A 20532-nucleotide genomic window follows, 5' to 3' on the forward strand; every position below is an offset into this window, starting at 1 on the left:
GGGGATATCTATGAAAAAAAGTGTGTTTATTTTATTGTTGTTGGCCTTATCAACCAGTTCTTTTTCAGGGTCCTTTGTTCAAGCAGAGGGGCAGCAATTGGCTTCCAATGCAAGTGTGAAACTAACATTGAGTCAAGCCCAGCAATGGGCACGGTCTAATAGCTTTAGTTTGAAAGAAGCCCAGCAAACGATAGAGCGTAACCGGATTAACCTGAAAAATGCAGGTAAGAATCTGGATTTCATTCCAGCAGGTGCAGGCAACGGTGAAGAGGACGCGGCTAGTAGTTCTGCTTGGAAAGGGTATACCTCATCGACGGTTTCTTATTTGGAATCCAAGAAGCAAATCGAACTTGCTCAAGATCAGACAGACTACACCACAATGAAGGACTATTACGACGTACTTTTGGCTGACAACAAAGTGAAGAGTAGTGAGGATGCACTTTCGCTTGCGTTATTGGAGGAAAAAGCTGCTGAGGCGAAAGCGAACCGTGGAAAAATATCTCCAGGTGAACAAAGCACCATTATTCAGACTCGTTTAGAAGCAGAAAAGAATGTAGAGATTGCAAAATCTGCGCTGCAAAAAGCGTTAGAGGTGCTAAACACCCAAATGGGGCAACCGCAAGGTACGGTATATGAACTGGTTGATCGACCCGCTTACCGGAAAATGGATAACACGAATTTGGATACGCTTGTGACGCGTGCAATCTCGTCGAGTCCTTCGGTATGGAGACAGGAGGAGGCTGTCAAGCTGGCAAAAATGGAAGTTAAATATTACACATGGAACTCGGGAACGGACGATTATGAAATTAAACAGATTGATGTAGACTCGGCGGAAGGTGGACTCAAAAATACCAAGGACCAATTGGCAGAATCACTAAAGAGTATCTACTTTAACTTACAGCAAAATGATGAACAATACGAACAAATGCAAAGTAATTTACAGAACGCTATTAAAGTGTTGGACATATCTCGTAAAAAAAGGGAACGTGGATTTGCCACAGGTGCGGAGGTCGCCACGAATCAGTTAAAAGTGAAGCAAATTGAACGGAATAAGGATGAACTCATTATTCAAATGACAATGCTGCAACATGCTTTAAACAAACCGTGGAGCGTATAGGTTTAGAAAAAATACATTTTAAGGGGATATAACATTGTCGGAAACAGAAAAGAAAGATGCATTGCAAGTGTTAAGAAGGAAAAAAAGATTGAAAGGGATCATAGGTATTCTTGTCTTGATTATTATAGCGGGAATTGGCAGTACTGTTTATATGAATAGAAGTCAGGAAAAGCCCGTGGAGGGTCCTGCGAACCAGATCGTACAGGTACAGAAAACAAACATGACCGAATCGCTTAAAGTAACTGGAACCGTTCAGGCTTCTAAGGAAGTCAATATCAATTTTACAAATGTTGAGGGTGCCAAGCTCATTGCCGTCAATGTTAAAGCAGGAGATAGTGTCAAAGCGGGTCAGGTGTTGGCTCGTTTGGATGATTCGGATTCCAAGTTACAAATTAAAAATGCTGAATCCAATGTAGCGATTGCCCGAGCCAAGGTGGAGGAAGCCAAGCGCGGACCAAAGTCTAGTGATATTGAGCTCCAGAAGGCAAATGTCCTAAAGGCGCAGATGGCGATTAAAACAGCCAAGGATTCCATGGAGCTGGAAGAAGTCGCTGCACAAAAAGTGGCGGCCAAGATGATTTTGGATAAAGCCCAGAAGGATTATGATGACCAGAATTATCTAGTCCAGAATGATGCAGCTGCAGAAAGTGACCTGGCGACGGCCAAGCAAAACCTGGATAAGGCAAAATTGGATATGAATAATGTCGAACTTCAATACAAGAAGGCAAAGAATCGACAAGTTCAGGCGATTGAGGATGCGGAAATGGGCTATAAAACAGCTTTAATACAATTAAAGGCAGCACAGTCCCCGCCTGATGCTTCCAATATTCAATCCGCACAGGCTTCTTTACAACAGGCTGAAACGGAATTGGAACAGAAGAAAAGTGTTCTGAACAAATTACAGGTTACGGCACCGTGGGATGGAATTATTTTGAAGGTTAATGGCGATGTGGGTACCAGTCCTACAGCACCTTTCATTGTTATGAACAACTCCAATACAGGCGTTATGAAGGTTAGTGCCAAGGTTAACGAAAGTGACATTGCTAAAATGAGGACTGGGCTCCAGGCTACGTTACACACGAATTCATTCCCTGACAAAGAATTTAAAGGCGAAGTCCTCTTTGTTTCTCCAGAGCCGGTTACGGATTCCAATGTGACTACATACAAAATTGAATTGTCTTTGGATAGTCAAAAGATAAGACTACAACCAGGGATGAACATGGATGTATCACTCCTCTTGGCTGAACATAAAGATGCGTTGTCTGTTCCATTGTTCGCATTGAGATCCGAAGGTGGAGTGGATGGAGTATATGTAGCGAGGAACCCGGCTAACCCTGCAGATTATGAATTCAGACCAGTGAAGCTGGGGGTCTATACAGCGGATCAGGCCGAAATCAAGTCTGGTGTCAAGGAAGGCGAAACCATTGTTATTCCGCCCCAGGGTGGTAGCGCTAGTCCGAATGGCAGTCAAGAGGGTCAGGACCCTGATGGAGGTCAGGCACAATGAACGAAGTTCGTTTGAATAAAAGCGTTATTGAAATTAAAGAACTTAAAAAAATATATGAGGTGGGCGGTCAGGAGATTCAGGCTCTGCGTGGTGTTGATTTATCTATTAGCGAAGGTGAGTTTGTTGCCATAATGGGCCCCTCTGGTTCGGGTAAGTCCACTATGATGAATGTCATTGGTTGCCTCGATCATCCTGATACGGGGAAGTATTATTTGGATGGGTATTCCATTTTGGATGCTCGTGAGAACGAGCTTTCCGAGATTCGAAATCAGAAACTGGGTTTTGTGTTTCAGAAATTTTATCTACTTCCCCGAACTACAGCATTAGCTAATGTAGAGCTACCTATGATGTATGCAGGTATACCTGCCAAGGAACGCCGGGAACGAGCTGTGGAGGCGCTTCGAAGTGTAGGGCTTGCAGAACGGATGTACAACAAGCCTAATGAGCTATCTGGTGGTCAGCAGCAACGTGTCTCCATTGCGCGTGCGTTGGTGAATAATCCTGTTATTCTGCTGGCGGATGAGCCAACGGGGGCACTAGATACAAAGACGAGTGTCGAGATTATGGAGCTATTTCAAGGTTTGAATGAACAGGGGAAAACCATTGTCTTGGTTACTCATGAGCTGGAAATTGCCGAATATGCCAAGCGCCTGATCAGCTTTCGTGATGGGAATATTGAGCGGGATGAGAGCATTATGAATAGAAGAATTTCATCAAGGATGGCAAGCCTATGAATTTAATGGAAACGATCCGTGTATCAATTAACAGTTTAACAACCAATAAGCTACGCTCCTTTTTAACAATACTCGGTATTATTATCGGCGTGGCAGCGGTTATTGCCATTATGGCGATTGGAAACGGCTCTACAACCCGCATAAAGGCGGAAATTAATAAATTAGGGAATAACGTATTGATGGTTGCGCCAGCTATGACAATGTTCGATGGTGAAATAGATTATGACAACACTCCATCGTTTACTTGGGCTGATGTCGAGGCGTTGGAACAAAAGAATTCCATAGATGCATTGATGCCAAATATAACGAGCAATTCAAAAGCTACGTGGGGGCGATATAACTATAACGCCACTATTGTAGGGACTTCCGCTTCATTCTATAAAGTCAAAAAGTTTTCCTTTGCCGAGGGCAGAACATTTACCAACGATGAGATGGATAAACGCATGAATGTCGCCATTCTTGAAAGTCAGGCGGTTCAACGTCTTTTTGGTGGAGATACCCAAAATGTATTGGGACGAACGTTTCAAATTAAACAGATCCCTTTCAAGGTAATTGGAGTATTAAATACTCAGCCAGTAACGAAATTAAGCTACAGCACTAATGAACAAATTTACATCCCTGCTACAACTATAATGAACCGTCTGGGTGAGAAGAACATTACAGGATTGGACGTATCCGCCAAGTCACCAGCTTTGATGGATCAGGCTCGTTCAGACATATTGGAAAGCTTGCGTTTAACGCACCAGCTAAAACCCTCGGAACCGGATCAATTTCAAATTATGAGTCTGTCAGAAGCAGCAGGTGCTGCTTCAGGTGTAGATAATATCATGACCAGCTTGCTAGGAGGTGTAGCCGCGATATCGCTCGTGGTAGGGGGAATCGGAATTATGAATATTATGATGGTGTCGGTTATAGAGCGTACAAGAGAAATCGGTATTCGAAAAGCTATTGGCGCCAAGCCGAGAGATATTATGATTCAATTCCTATCTGAAGCGGTCATCTTTGGTCTATTAGGAGGTACAATCGGGGTTGTAACAGGCATAGGAGCATCCAAAATACTTGAGGCAACTGCACATATGACCATTGAATTTACGACCTCGCCTATTATATATTCGTTTCTTAGCTCTGCAGGCACAGGCATCCTATTTGGAGTATACCCGGCTTATAAAGCAGCAAGTTTGAAGCCTATAGATGCATTGAGATACGAATAATAAGCAGGGATATGAATTTAAGACAATAAAGTGACTTGCCGATTCCAAACAAAACAGAAGGGACAAGCAATAATATGGATATTAAAGATGTGGAGGATCTATATTTATCTTGCAAATCAGATCTCTTTGGATATCTATTGAGGATATTGCATAACAAACAGGATGCCGAAGATTTGTTGCATGAGTGCTTTATTCGGTTTATAAGAGCTTCACCTGACTTGCCTCAAGATCGTATTCGATTTTATCTTCTGAGAATTGCCAAAAATTTAGCTATAGATTTAATAAGAAAACGAAAAAAGATGGATGAATACAACTTACGTAAGGAGCTGCTCTACTATCACTGGGATACCGTCGATTTTGAAATTCAGGAGGAGGTCAATCGAATTCTTTTGATGGCAAGTAATACCGAGCAAAGGACGGTACTTGAATTGCGTGTAGTCCGAGGATACTCCATAAAAGAAACGGCTAGAATCTTAAACAAGAGTGAAAATTCGGTAAAGTCTTCGCTGCACAGAGCTTCAAAACGCATTAAATTAAGATATATTTCCTGAACTGATTTGGATGAAAAGCGGAGTAGACATAGAGTCTGCTCTTTTTTGCTTGATACAGAGATATAACAATAAGATCGATATTTTCCACCATAATAGATAATAAATATCCCCTTTTTTTGGATTGTTTCTATTTATAATGAAAGCGCACCCATAACAATCAAAGGAGCTGATTTGTTTTGACACGTAACAAACGCTTAAGAAGATTGTCCACCGCCATGTTAACGGTGCCTATGCTCACGATGTTCGCTTCAGGTGCAATGGCAGAGCAGGAATTGAACAGACATAAGCCTCCGGTTTCTACTGGAAGCAGCGTATTTTATGAAATTTATATCAATTCTTTTTATGATTCGAATGGAGACGGACACGGTGATTTGAAAGGAATCACACAAAAACTTGATTACTTAAACGATGGCAAACTCCATTCGGGTAAGGATTTGCAGGTCAGCGGCCTCTGGCTTATGCCCCTAAATCCATCTCCAAGCTACCATAAATATGATGTAACTGATTACTATCAGGTGGACCCGCAGTATGGGAGTCTAAATGATTTCCGCACCTTGATGAAAGAAGCGGACCGAAAGGGCGTCAAGGTGATCATGGACCTTGTTATCAATCATTCGAGCAGCGAGCACCCATGGTTTAAGGAGGCCAGTGCCAACCCACAGAGCAAATACCACAACTATTACGTATGGGCGGATGAGAACACAGATCTGGAAGAAAAGGGATCGTGGGGTCAGCAGGTATGGCATAAGAATCCGAACGGCGAAGGATATTTCTACGGTACATTCTGGTCGGGCATGCCGGATCTGAACTTTGACAATCCCGAAGTCCGCAAAGAAATGATCAAAGTAGGCAAGTATTGGCTGCAGCAGGGTGCAGACGGGTTCCGGCTTGACGCGGCGATGCATATTTTTAGAGGACAGACGAAGGATGGTGCGGATAAGAACATCGCCTGGTGGAATGAATTCCGTTCCGAGATGGAGAAGGTGAATCCAAATGTATATCTGGCAGGAGAGGTATGGGACAAACCGGAGACCATAGCTCCTTATTTCGGACCACTCCACTCCCTATTTAATTTTGACCTGGGTGGAACGATTTTGAACTCCGTGAAAAACGGCCGAGATCAGGGTATCGCGACATTCGCCGAGAAAACGCTGCAACTGTACAAATCGTATAATAAGGCAGCACTCGATGCTCCGTTCTTGAGCAACCATGACCAGACCCGTGTCATGAGCGAACTGGGCGGGGATGTGCGAAAAGCCAAGCTGGCCGCTTCCATTCTTTTGACGCTTCCGGGTCAGCCTTTCCTGTATTACGGGGAAGAAATCGGCATGAAGGGAGAGAAGCCTGATGAGTATCTTCGTGAGCCTATGCGCTGGTACAAGGGAGATGGCCCTGGTCAAACGACGTGGGAGAAACCCAAATACAACACAGGCAAGGTATCGGTGGAAGCGCAGCTGAGGGACGATGATTCCTTACTGGAAAGCTATCGCACACTCATCCGTCTGAGGGAAGAACATGAAGCTTTACGTAGCGACAGTCTGCAACCTATACAAGCAGGTTCTGCCAGCGTGACCGCGTTTAAACGTACTTCAGGCAAAGAAACAATGTATGTATATCATAACCTGTCTGGAGAGTCGGTTACCTTGCAGATAAAAGATTTCGATAAGGGTAAATGGAAAGTGATCTTTTCCACCTCAAAGGATGTAAAGGTGAAGAAAGGAACAGTTACAATTCCGGCTTACAGTTCTCTAATTACCGAAGAAGACAGAAAGAGCTGAATATAGGGCAAAATTACCGTTCAGATGAAGCAGGATATATATCGATGAATCCAATTTGGGGTGTTAACAGCACCCCATTTTTCTATATAAGTTTTGCTGCACACGAATAGAGGATTTAAAACCGTCAGGAGATCAGTTATATGTCAAAAAGACAGTTTTACGACAGTTGTGTGTTGAACCGGGAAATTACTCGTTTCAACTAGACCACTTGGATGCAAAGCACGCCCCTTAGAGTACACACAGGGAAGGATAAATGACATTCTCCCGTGTATATTCCAAGGGGCATTATTTAATACCCTCAATCATAGTAAAGATCGGACGATTCCATATAATTATAAAGGGGGTATACCTTCCGGTACCTTTCAGCTCTTGCTCTTAGCAAGCAACTGCTCATCGAACGGTAGATTCTCTTTGATCGCCCACAGGTCGTCATAGCTGAGAATCCAGCGATCGGCTCTGGACAGATCCTGCCGGCCGGAGCCGGGGTTGTGAAAGCCGATGCAGTACATTCCTGCACTTTTGGCTGCCTGGACCCCGTTCTGTGAATCCTCAATAACGATGCAATGGGCCGGTGCAATGCCTAGCTGCTCGGCGGCATATAAGAAGATGTCCGGTGCAGGCTTACCCTGCAATACCTCTTCACCGGTGATTCGAATGTCGAAGTAACGGCCAAGTCCTGTCTTTTCCATAATGAGATCAATCAGCGCCCGTGGAGAGGAAGAGGCCACCGCGACCGGAATCCCTTTCTCTTTCAGCCAGTCCAGCCACCGCTCCAGTCCGTCAATCGCCACAAGGCCCTCGCGCGCAATCATCGTCTGCATCACATTTTTTCGGTGATAGGACAGGGCCTCTTCCACCGTATTGGTGAGCTGATGCCTGTTCAGCACTTGACGCCACATGGATTCGAGTGTCACTCCGACATAGGTGTGATGCTCTTCTTCCGTCATGGGCGCACCGAAATGGGCAAAGGAGCTGCGTTCGACCTCAAAGTAAATCGGTTCGCTGTCTACTAACACCCCGTCCATGTCGAAAATGACCGCTTTGACCGGAACGGACGCTGATAGGTCTCCTGTGCATTCATTATTGGTCGGTGTAACATGATGGATGCTCGTCATGTCCATTCTCTCCCTTGTTAGTAGCTAAATTTAGTTGCCGGAGCCATTAGATTGCAGTACAATCTTGATCGCCTGAGACGAAGGCTGAAGTGTCCGCTCGCTGATATTGCATCCAAGCGTCTTAAAGGCTTCATGGTAGTCATCAAGCGGATACGAGTGGGTTATGATTTTTTTGGCGGGAATGATTTGTTGCTCAATCAGGTAATGCGCCGTGGAGAACGTGCCCAGAGAATCAATCGAGCCGATGATTTTAAGGCTACGGTCAACTACCTCTTTCGGATTAAACGAACTTACCCCATCTCTCAGCCCCACCAGCATCAAATACCCGCCGCTCGCAAGCTGGCTTAGTACCTCAGTGCCGACCACTCCTGTGGTATCCACAATCATGTCCACCTGATTTTTTAACGGAGCCAGCTCATGAATGGCCGACTCCAGTGTGGCGTGCGCGGACCACCGTTCGGGAGCAATAGAATCCGCTATAGCGAGCCGTTCCTCCGAGATGTCAACAAGGCAACCAGTTATGCCTTTCGAAGCAAGAGCATAACTGTACAGAATCCCGATCGGACCTGCGCCTAAAATAACGGTTGTGAAGTTCGGCAGCAGGTGAATCTGGTTGATTCCGGTCAGCATACAGCTCAGCGGTTCGGTCAGCGTCGCTTCTTCGTAGCTGATATGGTCCTTCAGCTTGTACAAAAAACGGTCCTCAGTCACATAATAATCGGTGAACGTACCGTCGGCGCTAACTCCGGTCTCGGTTACGGATTTGTGTGTGCAATGATTCTGTCTTCCTGTCCGGCACATTTCGCATTGGCCGCAGTAGTATGTTGGATCAATCACCACCCGGTCCCCAGGCTGCAGTGAACTGACGGCTGATCCTACAGCGATCACATCCCCCGCTGATTCGTGGCCCAAGATAGTGGACGGAACGGCATGATATTTGCCACTAATGATACCTAGGTCCGTACCGCATACGCCTGTCGCCCGAATTCGGACGAGTACATCGTTATCTTTTTTTATCTCCGGGATAGGTCTTTCCTCAAGTGCGACATCCCAAGCCGATTTGTATACCAGTGCAAGCATAAATAATTCCTCCTTTTGCCTGTTAGGCAGATCGTTAGTGAAGGGTGGTCAGAACAGTGTCAAGCCGCTTGGCAATTTCGACAATCTCATCTTCCGTAGCCGTGAGGGAAGGTCTCACTTTGACCACATTGCCGTAACCGTAACGGGAGCCTCTGAGAATCAGCTGCTGTTCGGCAAAAGCGCGGTCGATAATCGCATTGCTCTTAACTGCGTCTGGGGCATTATCCTCGTCGACAATTTCCAGTCCCCACATCAAGCCGACGCCGCGAGCCTCACCAATGATACAATCGTGCTTGTTGGCCATCTCCGTCAGCAGGGTTTCGAGCAGGCTTCCTTTGGACCGAACGGCTTCCAGAAAACCGGGTTCAGATACAACCTCTAGCGTGGCTTTAGCTGCCGTAACCGAGATTAGATTACTACCTGAGGTGAAGGAGTGCTCGTGCTTCTCGAGGACATTAAGACGAGACTGCATCAATACTGCTGCTACCGGTACACCAATGCCGCCGAGACCCTTGGCGAGAGTAATGATATCTGGCTGGATATCAAACAGTTCACTTGCAAACATATAGCCTGTCCGCCCAATCCCGGTTTGCACCTCATCAGCGATTAGGATCAGCCCGTACTCGTTGCACAGCTGACGGAGACGCTTAAAATATCCTGCAGGTGGGATGATATTGCCTCCGTTGCCCAGGATGGGTTCAATAATCATACAGGCCACAGAACCTGAGCTTGCATACTCAATAGCATCCGATATGGCTTCGACGCATTGATAGCCACACTTGTCAGGCGAAGAATTAAACGGGCAGCGATAGCAGTAGGGAGCAGGTACATGAAGGGAATTTGCTGCAGCCGAGTTGGGAAACTTCCTCCGCCGGAAGGCGTTGCCGGATATGCCTGTTGCGAATTGGGTCTGCCCATGATGGGATAGATACAGGCTGATTATATCGAGCGCTCCCGTATATTTCTGGGCTAGCTTCACAGCGCATTCGTTCGCTGTAGAGCCGGTAATATCTCTCATCCATCCCGCGTCAATGCCGTTCGGCGTATACTGGATCAAATGATCCAGGACTTCCTCGACATAGGGCTCGGTAAAGGATGAGGACATGTGGGCAAGATTGGCGACTTGTTCCTGTACTTTGGTGACGACATGAGGGTGATTGTAACCGAGTGAGAGATTGAAGGTGCCAGATACGCCATCTAAATATTCCTTACCTGAATCGTCAATCAGAGTAATGCCTTTTCCGTATCTGAAGCGTTCTTTGGTTAAGGTATGCACGATGTTCCCCTCCATATCAGAATATACATTCTCATTAAGTACATCCTTAAAAAATGTACTGCCCTGCTACTACATAAAGCGGTGGGCCTCACCTCCCCCAAGAATAAAGAATCTCATCCTTCCTTGCCCTGATGGACAAGGGAGTCAACTACCCGTCTGCTCCTGCTATTCCACAGATACGAGAAAATGACTGCCAGCAGCAAAATTAGGCTGAAAGCCGCCAAAATCCAAAGGGTAGCCGTCACCGACCATTCGCTCATGCTCCAGCCTGTTACATATTGAAGCACTGCTCCGCCAATTCCGCCTGACGCAATTAGAATGCTGGTCGTTCTCTCGGTCATTCCCGGAATCAGCACGTTCGCATAGACGAGGGCAATACAGAAGAGACCGGACATGAATAACCCTGCACCAAAAATCAGAAGGTATGTAGCCCACTGACTGGAGACAAACGCCATTGCGACCAGAAAGCAGAAAGTTCCGATTCCGCTCCACAGCAGGAAAGGAATATATCCTGTGGACTCTGCAATTTTCCCTGAGAACATGCGGCCGATGATCATCGCAATCCATAGTATACTAACACCCAACGAAGCTACGGATTCCCGAATCTGCAGGGTCTCGATCAGAATAGAGGGCAGGAAGTTCATGAGCCCCAGTTCAAGCCCCATGTAAACAAAGAAGAATACAATGAATATTCCCAGTAACACACGGTGCTGTACAGAGTACCGGGCTTGTTCGACCGATCGCTCAGAGGTTTGGAGATCTGCTTGGATAAGGTGGGAAGAGGAGGAAGTAGGCATGGTAATCCAGAACAGCCCCAGAATAAACGTCAGAAGGGAGATGGTGTAGAAGGTCAAATACCACACTCCAAGCCAGATATACAGGCTTACCACTGCGGGAATGAGCAGTGCGCCAAGTGCAAAATAGACATCCAGCTTGGACATGGCTACGGCTTTCTGCTCTTCGGTGAACTCAATCGTGAACGCTCCGATGGACGACTCAATGATGCCTGAGCCGAAGCCAACCCATATGGTCATCACGATAACCCAGGTCCATGAGGGAAGTACCCCCAAGATGGCATATCCTGCTACGATACTAACCAGGGCAATGGACAGCATAGACTTGCGACCGATGTGTAGAGCCATGAAGGGGGAGAACAGAACACCGACAAGAAATCCGAAAAACTGAAGGAACAACAATAATCCGCCATCGCTGTACCCCAGTCCATAGTAAGGCAGTAGGACCGGCAGTAATGCTCCAAGCACCACACTAGTAATGCCGATTAACAGATAGAAAGCACAACTTAAAGCGAATAGTCTCTTCAAGGTCCGTCCCTCCATAAGTCTATATTTTTTATATGGATTCTGTTGCTTTACTAGATTATACCTTTTTCTTGGAAATGTACACATGTATTTATATAAAAAATGTAAAAATGATCGCTCGACAATTTTACACGTATTTACTTAATCCAGTTAAGGTGAAACCTGTTTATCCGGAGAAACCGCATGGGGAAGGGAGAAATAAGATCAGCCCAAATTGTTTTCGGGCGCCAAACCGCTCATAATTAAGGCATAACTTTGTGTTTGCAAAATTAGGTTAGTAAGGATACCTAACAGTTGTTTTACTTAATACAACTATGATTGATAGGGTAGGAAAAAGAATGTTAACCGCTTACAATTTAAAAGGGAGAGGGAATTTATTCGAAAGTCGAGAAGGAGAAAAATGAAGAAGAGAAGAAGGAATGCAGTGCAGCATAATTATCAATAGTCATGTGTACGGCTTTTTTGAACTTTACAACAAAAGGAGTCTACCAAAATGAATTTTTATTTAGAAATCCCGGAGCTTGACCGACATTTTCCTTTCCGGAGTTTTATTAATAAAGGCGACGTGCTTTGCTATCCTCATTGGCATAAAGAAATTGAAATTATTTATGTGACCCAGGGAACCTTGGATCTGGGAATTAACGATATTTCGATACGCATGAAACAAGGTGAAGTTCAGTTTATAAATGGGGGTGATGTTCATTATTTCTTGGCTTCTCCCGACAGCGAACGGGTGGTTATTCAATTTGATCTGAGCTTTTTTCAAGAGGTTTCCACATTAAGTGATCAGAAACGCCCTCTTAGATATATATTTACGGAGATGGAGCAATCAAGCTGGAACTGGCCAGAAGAAACAGCAGCTAAAATGCTTCCTCTGATTCAAAGCATTTATGATGAGAACGTCAACCACCACGAAGGTCATGCCTATATGATCAAAGCGAAGTTATTTGAGATGTTGACTCTTATTATGCGTGAAGTGCCGAGAAGCATGACGCCAAGGCTTCCTGACATCTCTGAAAGACCCTTAACACAATCAAAGGACACCCTTTATAAACTGGAACGTATTTTTGAATATGTGGAATGCCATTATCATGAAACCATTTCGCTGAAGAATGTCGCTGATTATATGGGGTTCAGTCCCTATTATTTCGCCAGGCTATTTAAGAAGAATACGGGGATGACCTTTGTAGCATTTTTGAATGATTACAGACTGAATAAGGCAAAATGGATTTTGTTGAATGAAAACAATCCGATCACTGAGGTCGCAGAGGCAGCAGGGTTCAGTAGTGTAAAGACGTTTCATCATCTCTTTAAAGAAGCAACAGGAACATCACCATTGAAATACCGCAGGACAATATTCGGGAATAAAACAGCAAGAAATGAGGAGGAAAGCTTTTCATGAGATTTGTATGATAGAGCTATCCGATGAAGTGAAGGGAGAGTTACGAGGACATTAAAATTTATTGATCTATGAGCAACCACTTGATATGCGGTGGGCTTAAATCAGGAGTGGAGGAAGATGAAAATGGGCAATCGTATATACAATGTAGTCATTATCGGTTATGGAGGCATGGGAAGCTACCATGTTCAATTGATCGAATCTAATCAGCAACTTGCCGTTGGCGGTGTATATGATATTGTCGATTACCGAATGGAACTGGCTGCGGCTGCCGGCTATAAAACCTATGCCAGCCTGGATGCCGTCCTTGCCGATCAGGCAGTGGATATTGTTTTGATAGCAACACCTAATGATGTTCATAAGGAAATCGCGATCCAGGCACTGCAAGCCGGAAAACATGTCATTTGTGAAAAGCCGGTTACGATAACGAGCGCGGATTTATTGGACATTGTTGAGGTGGCGAAGAAAGAAAATCGTGTGTTTACAGTACATCAGAACCGTAGATGGGATGAAGACTTCCGAATTATCAAAGATATAATTGGCAATAAGACCGTGGGTGATCTTTTCCACTTGGAATCGCGAGTTCAGGGGGCTAATGGCATCCCAGGTGACTGGCGGCAACTAAAGGCGTATGGAGGAGGAATGCTACTGGATTGGGGAGTACATCTGTTGGACCAGCTGCTTCAGATTACGGACAGCAAAATAGAAAGCGTAGCTGCTACCCTTAGCTATATTTTGGGGACTGAAGTGGATGACGGCTTTACCAGCTTTATTGAGTTCAAGGACGGTCTGACCGCAGTCATTGAAGTGGGTACAACCAATTACGTAAAGCTGCCGCGCTGGTATATTAAAGGAACTGAAGGAACTTCAATGATTAGAGATTGGGATTTGAGTGGAGAGATCGTCACCCGAAATCCAGATGTCGCTCACGTGGAACCCAAGCCGATTCAAGCAGGTCAAGGATTGACGAAAACGATGGCGCCGCCGTCTGAGGAATCCACCCTTAGGTTCCCGATTGAGAAAATGCCTGCTGCTGCAGAAAGCTTTTATGAGAATTTTGTCTCTACCATCGAAGGAAAAGCGGAGATTGCGATCAAAAATGAAGAAGTACACCGTGTATTGGTGCTGATTGAGACGATTTTTGAGGCGGCAGCAACCAAAAGCGTGATTCGAAGAACTATTTAAATCCGCTCTATTTTTCGATCTATCATAAGAGAGAGATATAGGATCCTGGAGAGAACCAAACAGTATTGATCTAATGAAATTTTGGGATGCATTTGAGTAATCAGTAAACCTTTGAAATGGTGAGCAAAATAATTTTGCCCACCATAAAACCAAGCGGGTATCGCTCCACAACCGAATTCTATTGCTTGATCATTTTTAAGTTGCTGAGATTTCGAATAGGTTTAATTTACACGTAAAGAGAAAAGAAGTTTTTACATAAAATCCGCTATTTCCTCTTATAAATCAACATATTCCACTCTGAATTCTTCCATAAAAACATAAAATAATCCATGAGAGTGATAGAATAATCATTTGTACGAGAAAAGAGGAAGGGAGAGATCATTTAATGTAGTGTGCGACCAGAAGAATATAGATGAAGGGACTAGAGAATGAGGAGTTATAAACGAAGGTCCTGGAAACGCTAATTTTTACTCATGATCACGGGGATACTTGTATTAACATCTGTAATGTTGTAACGCCGATCAATGCTGATCAATGCAAAAAACGTTGATGCGGCCCCTTCGAACAACCGAGGTGGTGCGAATCATGTTTCAAGCGGCAATGCATCCCACAGTGATCCAATGAGAGTCGCCAGGTGCAACCTACCAGGATTTGATTAATGCTGCACACGACAAAGATATTAAAATCATACAGGATGTTGTGTATAACTACTCTAGCTGCTGGGGTGCAAAAGGTATATTGTACTTGATCTCTCGGATAATCCTGCCCCCGGTAAGATCGGTGAAAACGGGCCTTTCTTGAAGCCTTAATTTTTAAATATAAGAAGCCTGAAGGAATGACATTCCTAGGAGTGTCGTGATTTGAGGTTTTAAAAACACACTCATAAACATATGGGTGTGTTTTTTTGATGTTGAGGATGAGTCGTTCATGCCATTAACAGAATTTTATTATGATTAAGTAATTCGCCATATTCCTCTTCATTGATTGAAAGTATCACAGATAACAAGAAGATGTAACATTTTTCGCAGCTTATTACGTTAATGTAGACACCTTAACATACTTAAGAGTATTCTTATGTGTACTTAAGAGGGACCCCATCGCAACCAAAACTAATGAATATGAAGTATATAAAGGAGGCCCATATATATGAAGTCTCATACCTCTGACCGTATTAAAATCCCGCTAGGATTGTGGGCAGGATTATGTCAGTTAGGGTTTGGCGCCCACGACGTAGCTCGCAAAGCACGATTGCCGATCACCATTAGTACTGAAACAGTAGTCACTACCGCTCAATATTTCGCGATCTGGCAGGCATATTCTGATCTCATTGGTGACACTGCACAAGGAATCATCAAGCTTGCGACCGTCTTTGATACAGCGAAGTACCCACCGACTGTCTTAGCGACTTACCACGCTCGGGACTACCGCGACGCTCTAAACCGAATGGCTCGGTACAAACAACTGTGTCCCCCGGAAAACCTACACATCACTGAGAAGGGCGAGCACTGTACAATTGATCTGGAATGGCTGTCTCCCGAGCAATCTGGTCCGTCGATGCTGGTGGGTATTACGCTGGCTTGTCTTCTGGAGATTGGACGCCGGGGGACAGGTCAACCTTTGACAGCGCAGCTTGTTGAATTTTCGCACTCCATGGGCGATGTACAAGCCCTTGAAGCATACTTCGGCTGTCGCATCCGAATTGGTGCAAAATGTAACCGATTGACGCTACATCGAAGAGATCTGGACCGTCCCTTTGTCTCGTACAACAAAGAGTTGCTGGAAATCCTGACTCCTGCTCTGGACCGATCGTTGGATGAGCAGCAGCGCAGCCGCTCAATTACTGAAATGGTCAAATGGATCATGAAACGTAGCCTTACAGGAGGGCGTCCTGACATTCAGGCTGTGGCGAAGGAGCTCAGTATGAGCGATCGTACCTTGCAGCGCCGGCTTACTGACGAAAACACGAGCTTCAAGCTTCTATTGGCACAAGCTAGACATGAGCAGGCACGAGAGTACTTGGCAGACCCCTCGCTCGATATTAAAGAGGTGGCATTTTTGATTGGATATGAAGACCAGAACTCGTTTTACCGTGCCTTCCGCCTATGGGAGGGTGATACACCTTCAAATTGGCGGACTGAGCATTTAGGTACAAACTCGATATCAGGAGCACGTTAGGACTGCCTAATGAGTTTTATCATTTGGCGTGTTAAACAAGAACTTTGGCGCAATATGCTAGTTACTGGACAATCCAGACAAGTTAATATAATCACTATCCAGAGCTCAAGACTGTTTTAAAAAAGGAGAAGTGTATTATGGATATGGGATTAAAATATAAAACAGCTTTAGTTACAGGATCAACGAAAGGCATAGGTAAAGCAACTGCCATTGAACTAGCCAAAGAAGGTGTTAATGTACTAATTAATGGACGAAATTATGAAGAGGTAGAACGAACTATAAATGAAATTAAGTCAAATTTCCCAGCTACCTCCCCTCAAAATGCGACAGCCGATATTGTGGATATTGGACAAAGAGAAGCTTTATTTGAAAAATACCCTAGTATTGATATTTTGGTTAACAATACGGGCATTTATGAAATTATGCAATATGAGGACGTAGACGATGAAGTATGGGAAAAATACTTCCGTACTAACGTTCTTGCTGCAAATGGATTATCAAAATTTTATTTACCTAAAATGTTGAAAAATGATTATGGCCGCATTATTTTTATTGCGAGTGAAGAAGCAATTATGCCTTCAGGACAAATGCCGCAGTATTGTATGACAAAATCTATGTTGTTATCATTGTCAAAAAGCTTATCTAAATTAACAATAGGGACAGAAGTTACAGTCAATACGATCATGCCAGGACCAACACTCTCTGAGAATGTGCACCAAATCATTGAGAGTATGTATCCTCATGAAGATATGACTTTTTCAGAAAAAGAGAAAGATTTTATGGTTACAAACCTGCCTCAATCTGAAATACAGCGATTTATCAAGCCTATTGAAATAGGTAGACTAGCTACATTTGTATGTAGTCCTTATGCATCTGCATTTAAAGGTTCGCCAATCCGTATGGATGGAGGAATGGTACCGACTATTTATTAACGCTTGTGGAGAAGCTTGCTGAAATTAGCGCTGACATTGTGGAACATTATAATAAGATGAAGTCAAATATTATTCGAGGGTAGGATGAGGATCATGAACCATTTTGCTATGTATGGAAAGTTGACGGCACGTCCAGGGCAAAGGGACGCTCTTGCAGACATCTTGCTAGAAGCGGCCGATCTGTTGAAGTCGAATAATGACTGCTATTTGTATATAGTCAATGTGTCAGACGACGACCCGAATGCGGTGTATGTAACCGAACTGTGGAAAGATGCAGATGCCCATGCAGCCAGCCTTAAGAACGAAGAGGTACTGGCGTCGATACAACGCGGCCGACCGTTGATTATTGGAGCGGAGCCCATTAAACTACGTGCTCTAGGGGGAAAAGGCCTGTAGGGCCATGATGCAAGTGCTGCTACCACTGCAGCCGATCACTCGGTTGTTTTTAAGCTAACCAGCAGGATAGTCCTAATGAAACGCTTTTGTAATATATGAAAGGTTGGCAGATAAAATTGGCCCTGGTATAATAAGGGTAATTCACTAAGGAGAGATTTTTTTGTCTGGAGCTGTTCTTTACTAATCCAATTCCATAAAAAGAGGTTTTCATGCACCTACTATTCGTCTGCCCAATTTTTGTATTACGGGTGGGGATTTGAAAGCTTCGGAATTAGTTAAGAACAACGGATACTATCAGATCCTTAGGGATACCTGTTATAATGAGTCCAATCCGTGCTGGTTCAGCGCGGATTTTTTTGTGGCTAAATAGCAGGTGATATGAGGGTAGGAATGACGTATGTTCATTCCTGCCCTTTTCTAATTTTAGCAAAGGGGGATAGAAGGGAATTACTCCAATTTGGTCAAATACAACCAGACTTCTTGAATGAAAGATTCAATCTAAGTAAGTAGAAAGGTGGACAATACATGAAACTTCAAACGAATCGGCTCCTATTAAAAACACTTGATCTTAATTTAATTGAAGCAGCAGCCCGACGTGATATAGGTGCTATTGAAGCTTTGGGTTATAAAACCAGTGATGAATGGCCGGGTCCTGATTTCTTTGAAGCTTTACCTTATTTTCGAGAACTTTTGAAAAAGAATAATGGCACTAGAGGTTTTGATTCTTGGATCATTGTGGAGAAGGATACCCAAGAAATTGTTGGAGGGATTGGTTTTTTAGGAGATCCTGATCAGAACGGTATGATTGAGATCGGTTTTGCAACGAATGAAAGTCATCGCCGCAAAGGCTATTGCTATGAAGCCGCTCAAAAATTAATAGAGTGGTCCTTAAATCATGAAGAAGTCCAAATCGTAATGGCAAGATGCGTACCTGACAATAACAGCTCTAAGAATTTGTTATTGAAGTTAGGATTTCAAATTGATCACAAAGATGAAGAATTGCTTTCTTGGAAATATCAAATGAAGAAAGTAGGAGGGGGTCAGCAGAAATGATCCGGCGAGATCTAGATGACGTAGATTTCATAAAATTTAATGGGGCCTAGTTCGATTACATGCTCAAGGAGCTATCGAAAAATTTGACTTTGCAGAAAGGAATGCGAGTGTTGGATTTGGGTTGTGGGACCGGACTTACTTCTATCTATCTGGCGCAAAAGTTTGACATAACCGTATTTGCTGTCGATTTATGGATTAGTGCAACTGAAAACTATAGAAGATTCAGAGAGTTTGGTTTGGAAAGCCAAATTATCCCCATCCATGCAGATGCCTGCCACTTGCCTTTTGCAGAGCAATACTTCGATGCAGTCATAAGCGTAGATATGTATCAATATTTTGGAGCGAAGAGCTCCCCAGTCCTATGGGGTGTAATTCGCTAAACTAACTAAAAATGATAGTTCAACGCTACCAAAAACAGCCGAGCACTCGGCTGTTTTTTAACTAACGGGCAGATTACACTAATGCAGATTCCTCATCGCATGAAGCGGTTAATCGATGCTAGGGTCGAACGTACAGGCTTAGGTCAAAAGAGTAAAAAGCGAGAACGGCCCATGAAGGCCTCCACAAGTTTTCTCAATTCCCGACGGGTCTACCCGAATACGGAGAGGCTTTAGAACTTGTATCCATAACATTTTTTAAACACAGATTGTCGATATTTAAAAATACTGTTTAACAGTGCTTTTTTCTCTCTAATATCATCATTTTCTTTTGAAATGCCGATATAAAATTGAGTCTAGAGAACTATTTTATACATAAATTTTACCTAAAGGAAGTGGAAAGAGATGTTTAAAAAGAAATGGCTTATCACCCCGTTGGTTGCGACGACACTGTTTTTCGGTCAATCTGCATTCGCGGCAAACACGTTTCCTGATGTGGAAGGAACAAAATATGAATGGGCTGCCGAATCGATTCGTTCCATGGTCGACAAGGGCGTTGTCAAGGGCTATGCAGATGGGACCTTCAAGCCAAGCAAAACCATAACGAAAGCGGAATTTGTACATATGTTTCACAAGCTTTTTCCAGAAATCAATCATTCTTCCGGCGAACCTTCCGACTTTGTGGATGCGCGTAAACACTGGGCGAATAAAGATTTTGCAGCAATATTCAACGGGGACTACGTCTGGCCGTATGCTGAAAGTGTTGGCGGGAAATATCCAAACTATCAATTCTATGTCAAACCTGACAAACCATTGACCCGCTGGGATGTGATGATGATCGCCTCTCTTCGGACAGATTATACCAATCAGACGCTTCATCCTGAGATTGAGGAAGTGATTTCCGCAGCTGCGCAGTACAAGGATATGAAAGTTCGTCAGGCCAATTACAATGACAATTTCTCGGCCTACTATCCGGTGCTGTACATCGACAAGACTGGAGAAGAGTACAACTATGATGGAGATTCCCAGGATCAAAAGGCAGAAGCATTCTACACCCTAACCAAGATGGGAGTCCTTACTGCTAATGAAGGATACCTTCACCCAAAAGCGCTAGTCACACGGGCTGAAGCTGTTACCATTTTACAGCGTTTGTACGAAGCTACAACGAAGTCAGTGGAGGATCGACACTAACCGCTTGCGTATTGTAGCCATCAAGGAGACTGTCTACATAAGGAGATAAACCGCTTTGGAGATTTCTACTTATTTAGTTACGTATCTATGACGACGCCTAACCGTCGATTACTGTCGAATGAAACAATGTATAAAA

The 20532-nt window shown here is 44.1% G+C and carries 18 protein-coding genes; 14 read left to right on the forward strand and 4 right to left on the reverse strand.

Translation table 11 applies throughout. The features are described from left to right. Positions 1-10: 10 nt before the first annotated feature. From NLX74_RS20675 to NLX74_RS20700, 6 genes are all read left to right on the forward strand, one after another. A complete protein-coding gene (locus tag NLX74_RS20675) occupies positions 11-1117 on the forward strand; it encodes a TolC family protein (RefSeq protein WP_254329835.1) in 1107 nt (368 codons plus the stop codon). A gap of 34 nt (positions 1118-1151) precedes the next feature. Then, on the forward strand, positions 1152-2624 hold the full coding sequence (locus NLX74_RS20680) for an efflux RND transporter periplasmic adaptor subunit (RefSeq protein WP_254329836.1): 1473 nt from the start codon (positions 1152-1154) through the stop codon (positions 2622-2624). Next, entirely contained in the window at positions 2621-3358 is a 738-nt protein-coding gene (locus tag NLX74_RS20685; protein WP_061830961.1) for an ABC transporter ATP-binding protein, read from the forward strand. The genes NLX74_RS20680 and NLX74_RS20685 overlap by 4 nt, the downstream gene beginning before the upstream one ends. After that, on the forward strand, positions 3355-4569 hold the full coding sequence (locus NLX74_RS20690; protein ID WP_254329837.1) for an ABC transporter permease: 1215 nt from the start codon (positions 3355-3357) through the stop codon (positions 4567-4569). Before NLX74_RS20685 ends, NLX74_RS20690 begins: the two co-directional genes overlap by 4 nt. Positions 4570-4643: 74 nt before the next feature. Beyond that, positions 4644-5120, forward strand: coding sequence for an RNA polymerase sigma factor (locus NLX74_RS20695; protein WP_165179843.1), 477 nt, complete (start codon positions 4644-4646; stop codon positions 5118-5120). 176 nt (positions 5121-5296) lie between these two features. Further along, entirely contained in the window at positions 5297-6898 is a 1602-nt protein-coding gene (locus tag NLX74_RS20700; protein WP_254329838.1) for an alpha-amylase family glycosyl hydrolase, read from the forward strand. 362 nt (positions 6899-7260) lie between these two features. Here the strand turns inward: NLX74_RS20700 and NLX74_RS20705 are convergent, their stop codons facing one another. From NLX74_RS20705 to NLX74_RS20720, 4 genes are all read right to left on the reverse strand, one after another. Next, the gene (locus NLX74_RS20705; protein WP_254329839.1) at positions 7261-8013 is read right to left on the reverse strand and encodes an HAD family hydrolase; all 753 of its coding nucleotides are present in this window, start codon (positions 8011-8013) and stop codon (positions 7261-7263) included. 30 nt (positions 8014-8043) lie between these two features. Further along, positions 8044-9093, reverse strand: coding sequence for a 2-amino-2-deoxy-D-mannitol dehydrogenase GutB1 (gene gutB1, locus NLX74_RS20710; RefSeq protein WP_254329840.1), 1050 nt, complete (start codon positions 9091-9093; stop codon positions 8044-8046). 34 nt (positions 9094-9127) lie between these two features. After that, positions 9128-10369 (reverse strand): aspartate aminotransferase family protein, encoded by a 1242-nt coding sequence (locus NLX74_RS20715; protein WP_254329841.1) that lies wholly within the window; start codon positions 10367-10369, stop codon positions 9128-9130. Between the two features lie 113 nt (positions 10370-10482). Further along, complete coding sequence (locus NLX74_RS20720; RefSeq protein WP_254329842.1) at positions 10483-11691, reverse strand: MFS transporter; 1209 nt, start codon at positions 11689-11691, stop codon at positions 10483-10485. 490 nt (positions 11692-12181) lie between these two features. Between NLX74_RS20720 and NLX74_RS20725 the strand changes: the two genes are divergently transcribed. The 8 genes from NLX74_RS20725 (at position 12182) to NLX74_RS20760 (ending at position 20396) form a co-directional block, all read left to right on the forward strand. Further along, complete coding sequence (locus NLX74_RS20725) at positions 12182-13090, forward strand: AraC family transcriptional regulator (protein ID WP_061830945.1); 909 nt, start codon at positions 12182-12184, stop codon at positions 13088-13090. A gap of 117 nt (positions 13091-13207) precedes the next feature. After that, complete coding sequence (locus NLX74_RS20730; RefSeq protein WP_254329843.1) at positions 13208-14272, forward strand: Gfo/Idh/MocA family protein; 1065 nt, start codon at positions 13208-13210, stop codon at positions 14270-14272. Between the two features lie 1146 nt (positions 14273-15418). After that, positions 15419-16447, forward strand: a complete 1029-nt coding sequence (locus NLX74_RS20735) for a helix-turn-helix transcriptional regulator (RefSeq protein ID WP_254329844.1) — start codon at positions 15419-15421, stop codon at positions 16445-16447. A 137-nt stretch (positions 16448-16584) separates the two neighbouring features. Further along, entirely contained in the window at positions 16585-17379 is a 795-nt protein-coding gene (locus tag NLX74_RS20740) for an SDR family NAD(P)-dependent oxidoreductase (protein ID WP_235306340.1), read from the forward strand. A 93-nt stretch (positions 17380-17472) separates the two neighbouring features. Then, complete coding sequence (locus NLX74_RS20745; RefSeq protein WP_028541298.1) at positions 17473-17775, forward strand: putative quinol monooxygenase; 303 nt, start codon at positions 17473-17475, stop codon at positions 17773-17775. Between the two features lie 525 nt (positions 17776-18300). Beyond that, positions 18301-18828 carry a GNAT family N-acetyltransferase gene (locus NLX74_RS20750; RefSeq protein ID WP_254329845.1) on the forward strand — a complete coding sequence of 176 codons (528 nt, stop codon included), beginning with the start codon at positions 18301-18303 and terminating at the stop codon, positions 18826-18828. 83 nt (positions 18829-18911) lie between these two features. Continuing rightward, positions 18912-19208 carry an SAM-dependent methyltransferase gene (locus NLX74_RS20755; RefSeq protein ID WP_254329846.1) on the forward strand — a complete coding sequence of 99 codons (297 nt, stop codon included), beginning with the start codon at positions 18912-18914 and terminating at the stop codon, positions 19206-19208. A 402-nt stretch (positions 19209-19610) separates the two neighbouring features. Continuing rightward, positions 19611-20396 carry an S-layer homology domain-containing protein gene (locus tag NLX74_RS20760; protein ID WP_254329847.1) on the forward strand — a complete coding sequence of 262 codons (786 nt, stop codon included), beginning with the start codon at positions 19611-19613 and terminating at the stop codon, positions 20394-20396. The last annotated feature ends 136 nt before the right edge of the window (positions 20397-20532 follow it).

The organism is Paenibacillus sp. MZ03-122A (genome assembly GCF_024213325.1).
In the GTDB taxonomy this organism is placed as follows: Bacteria; Bacillota; Bacilli; order Paenibacillales; family Paenibacillaceae; genus Paenibacillus; species Paenibacillus polymyxa_B.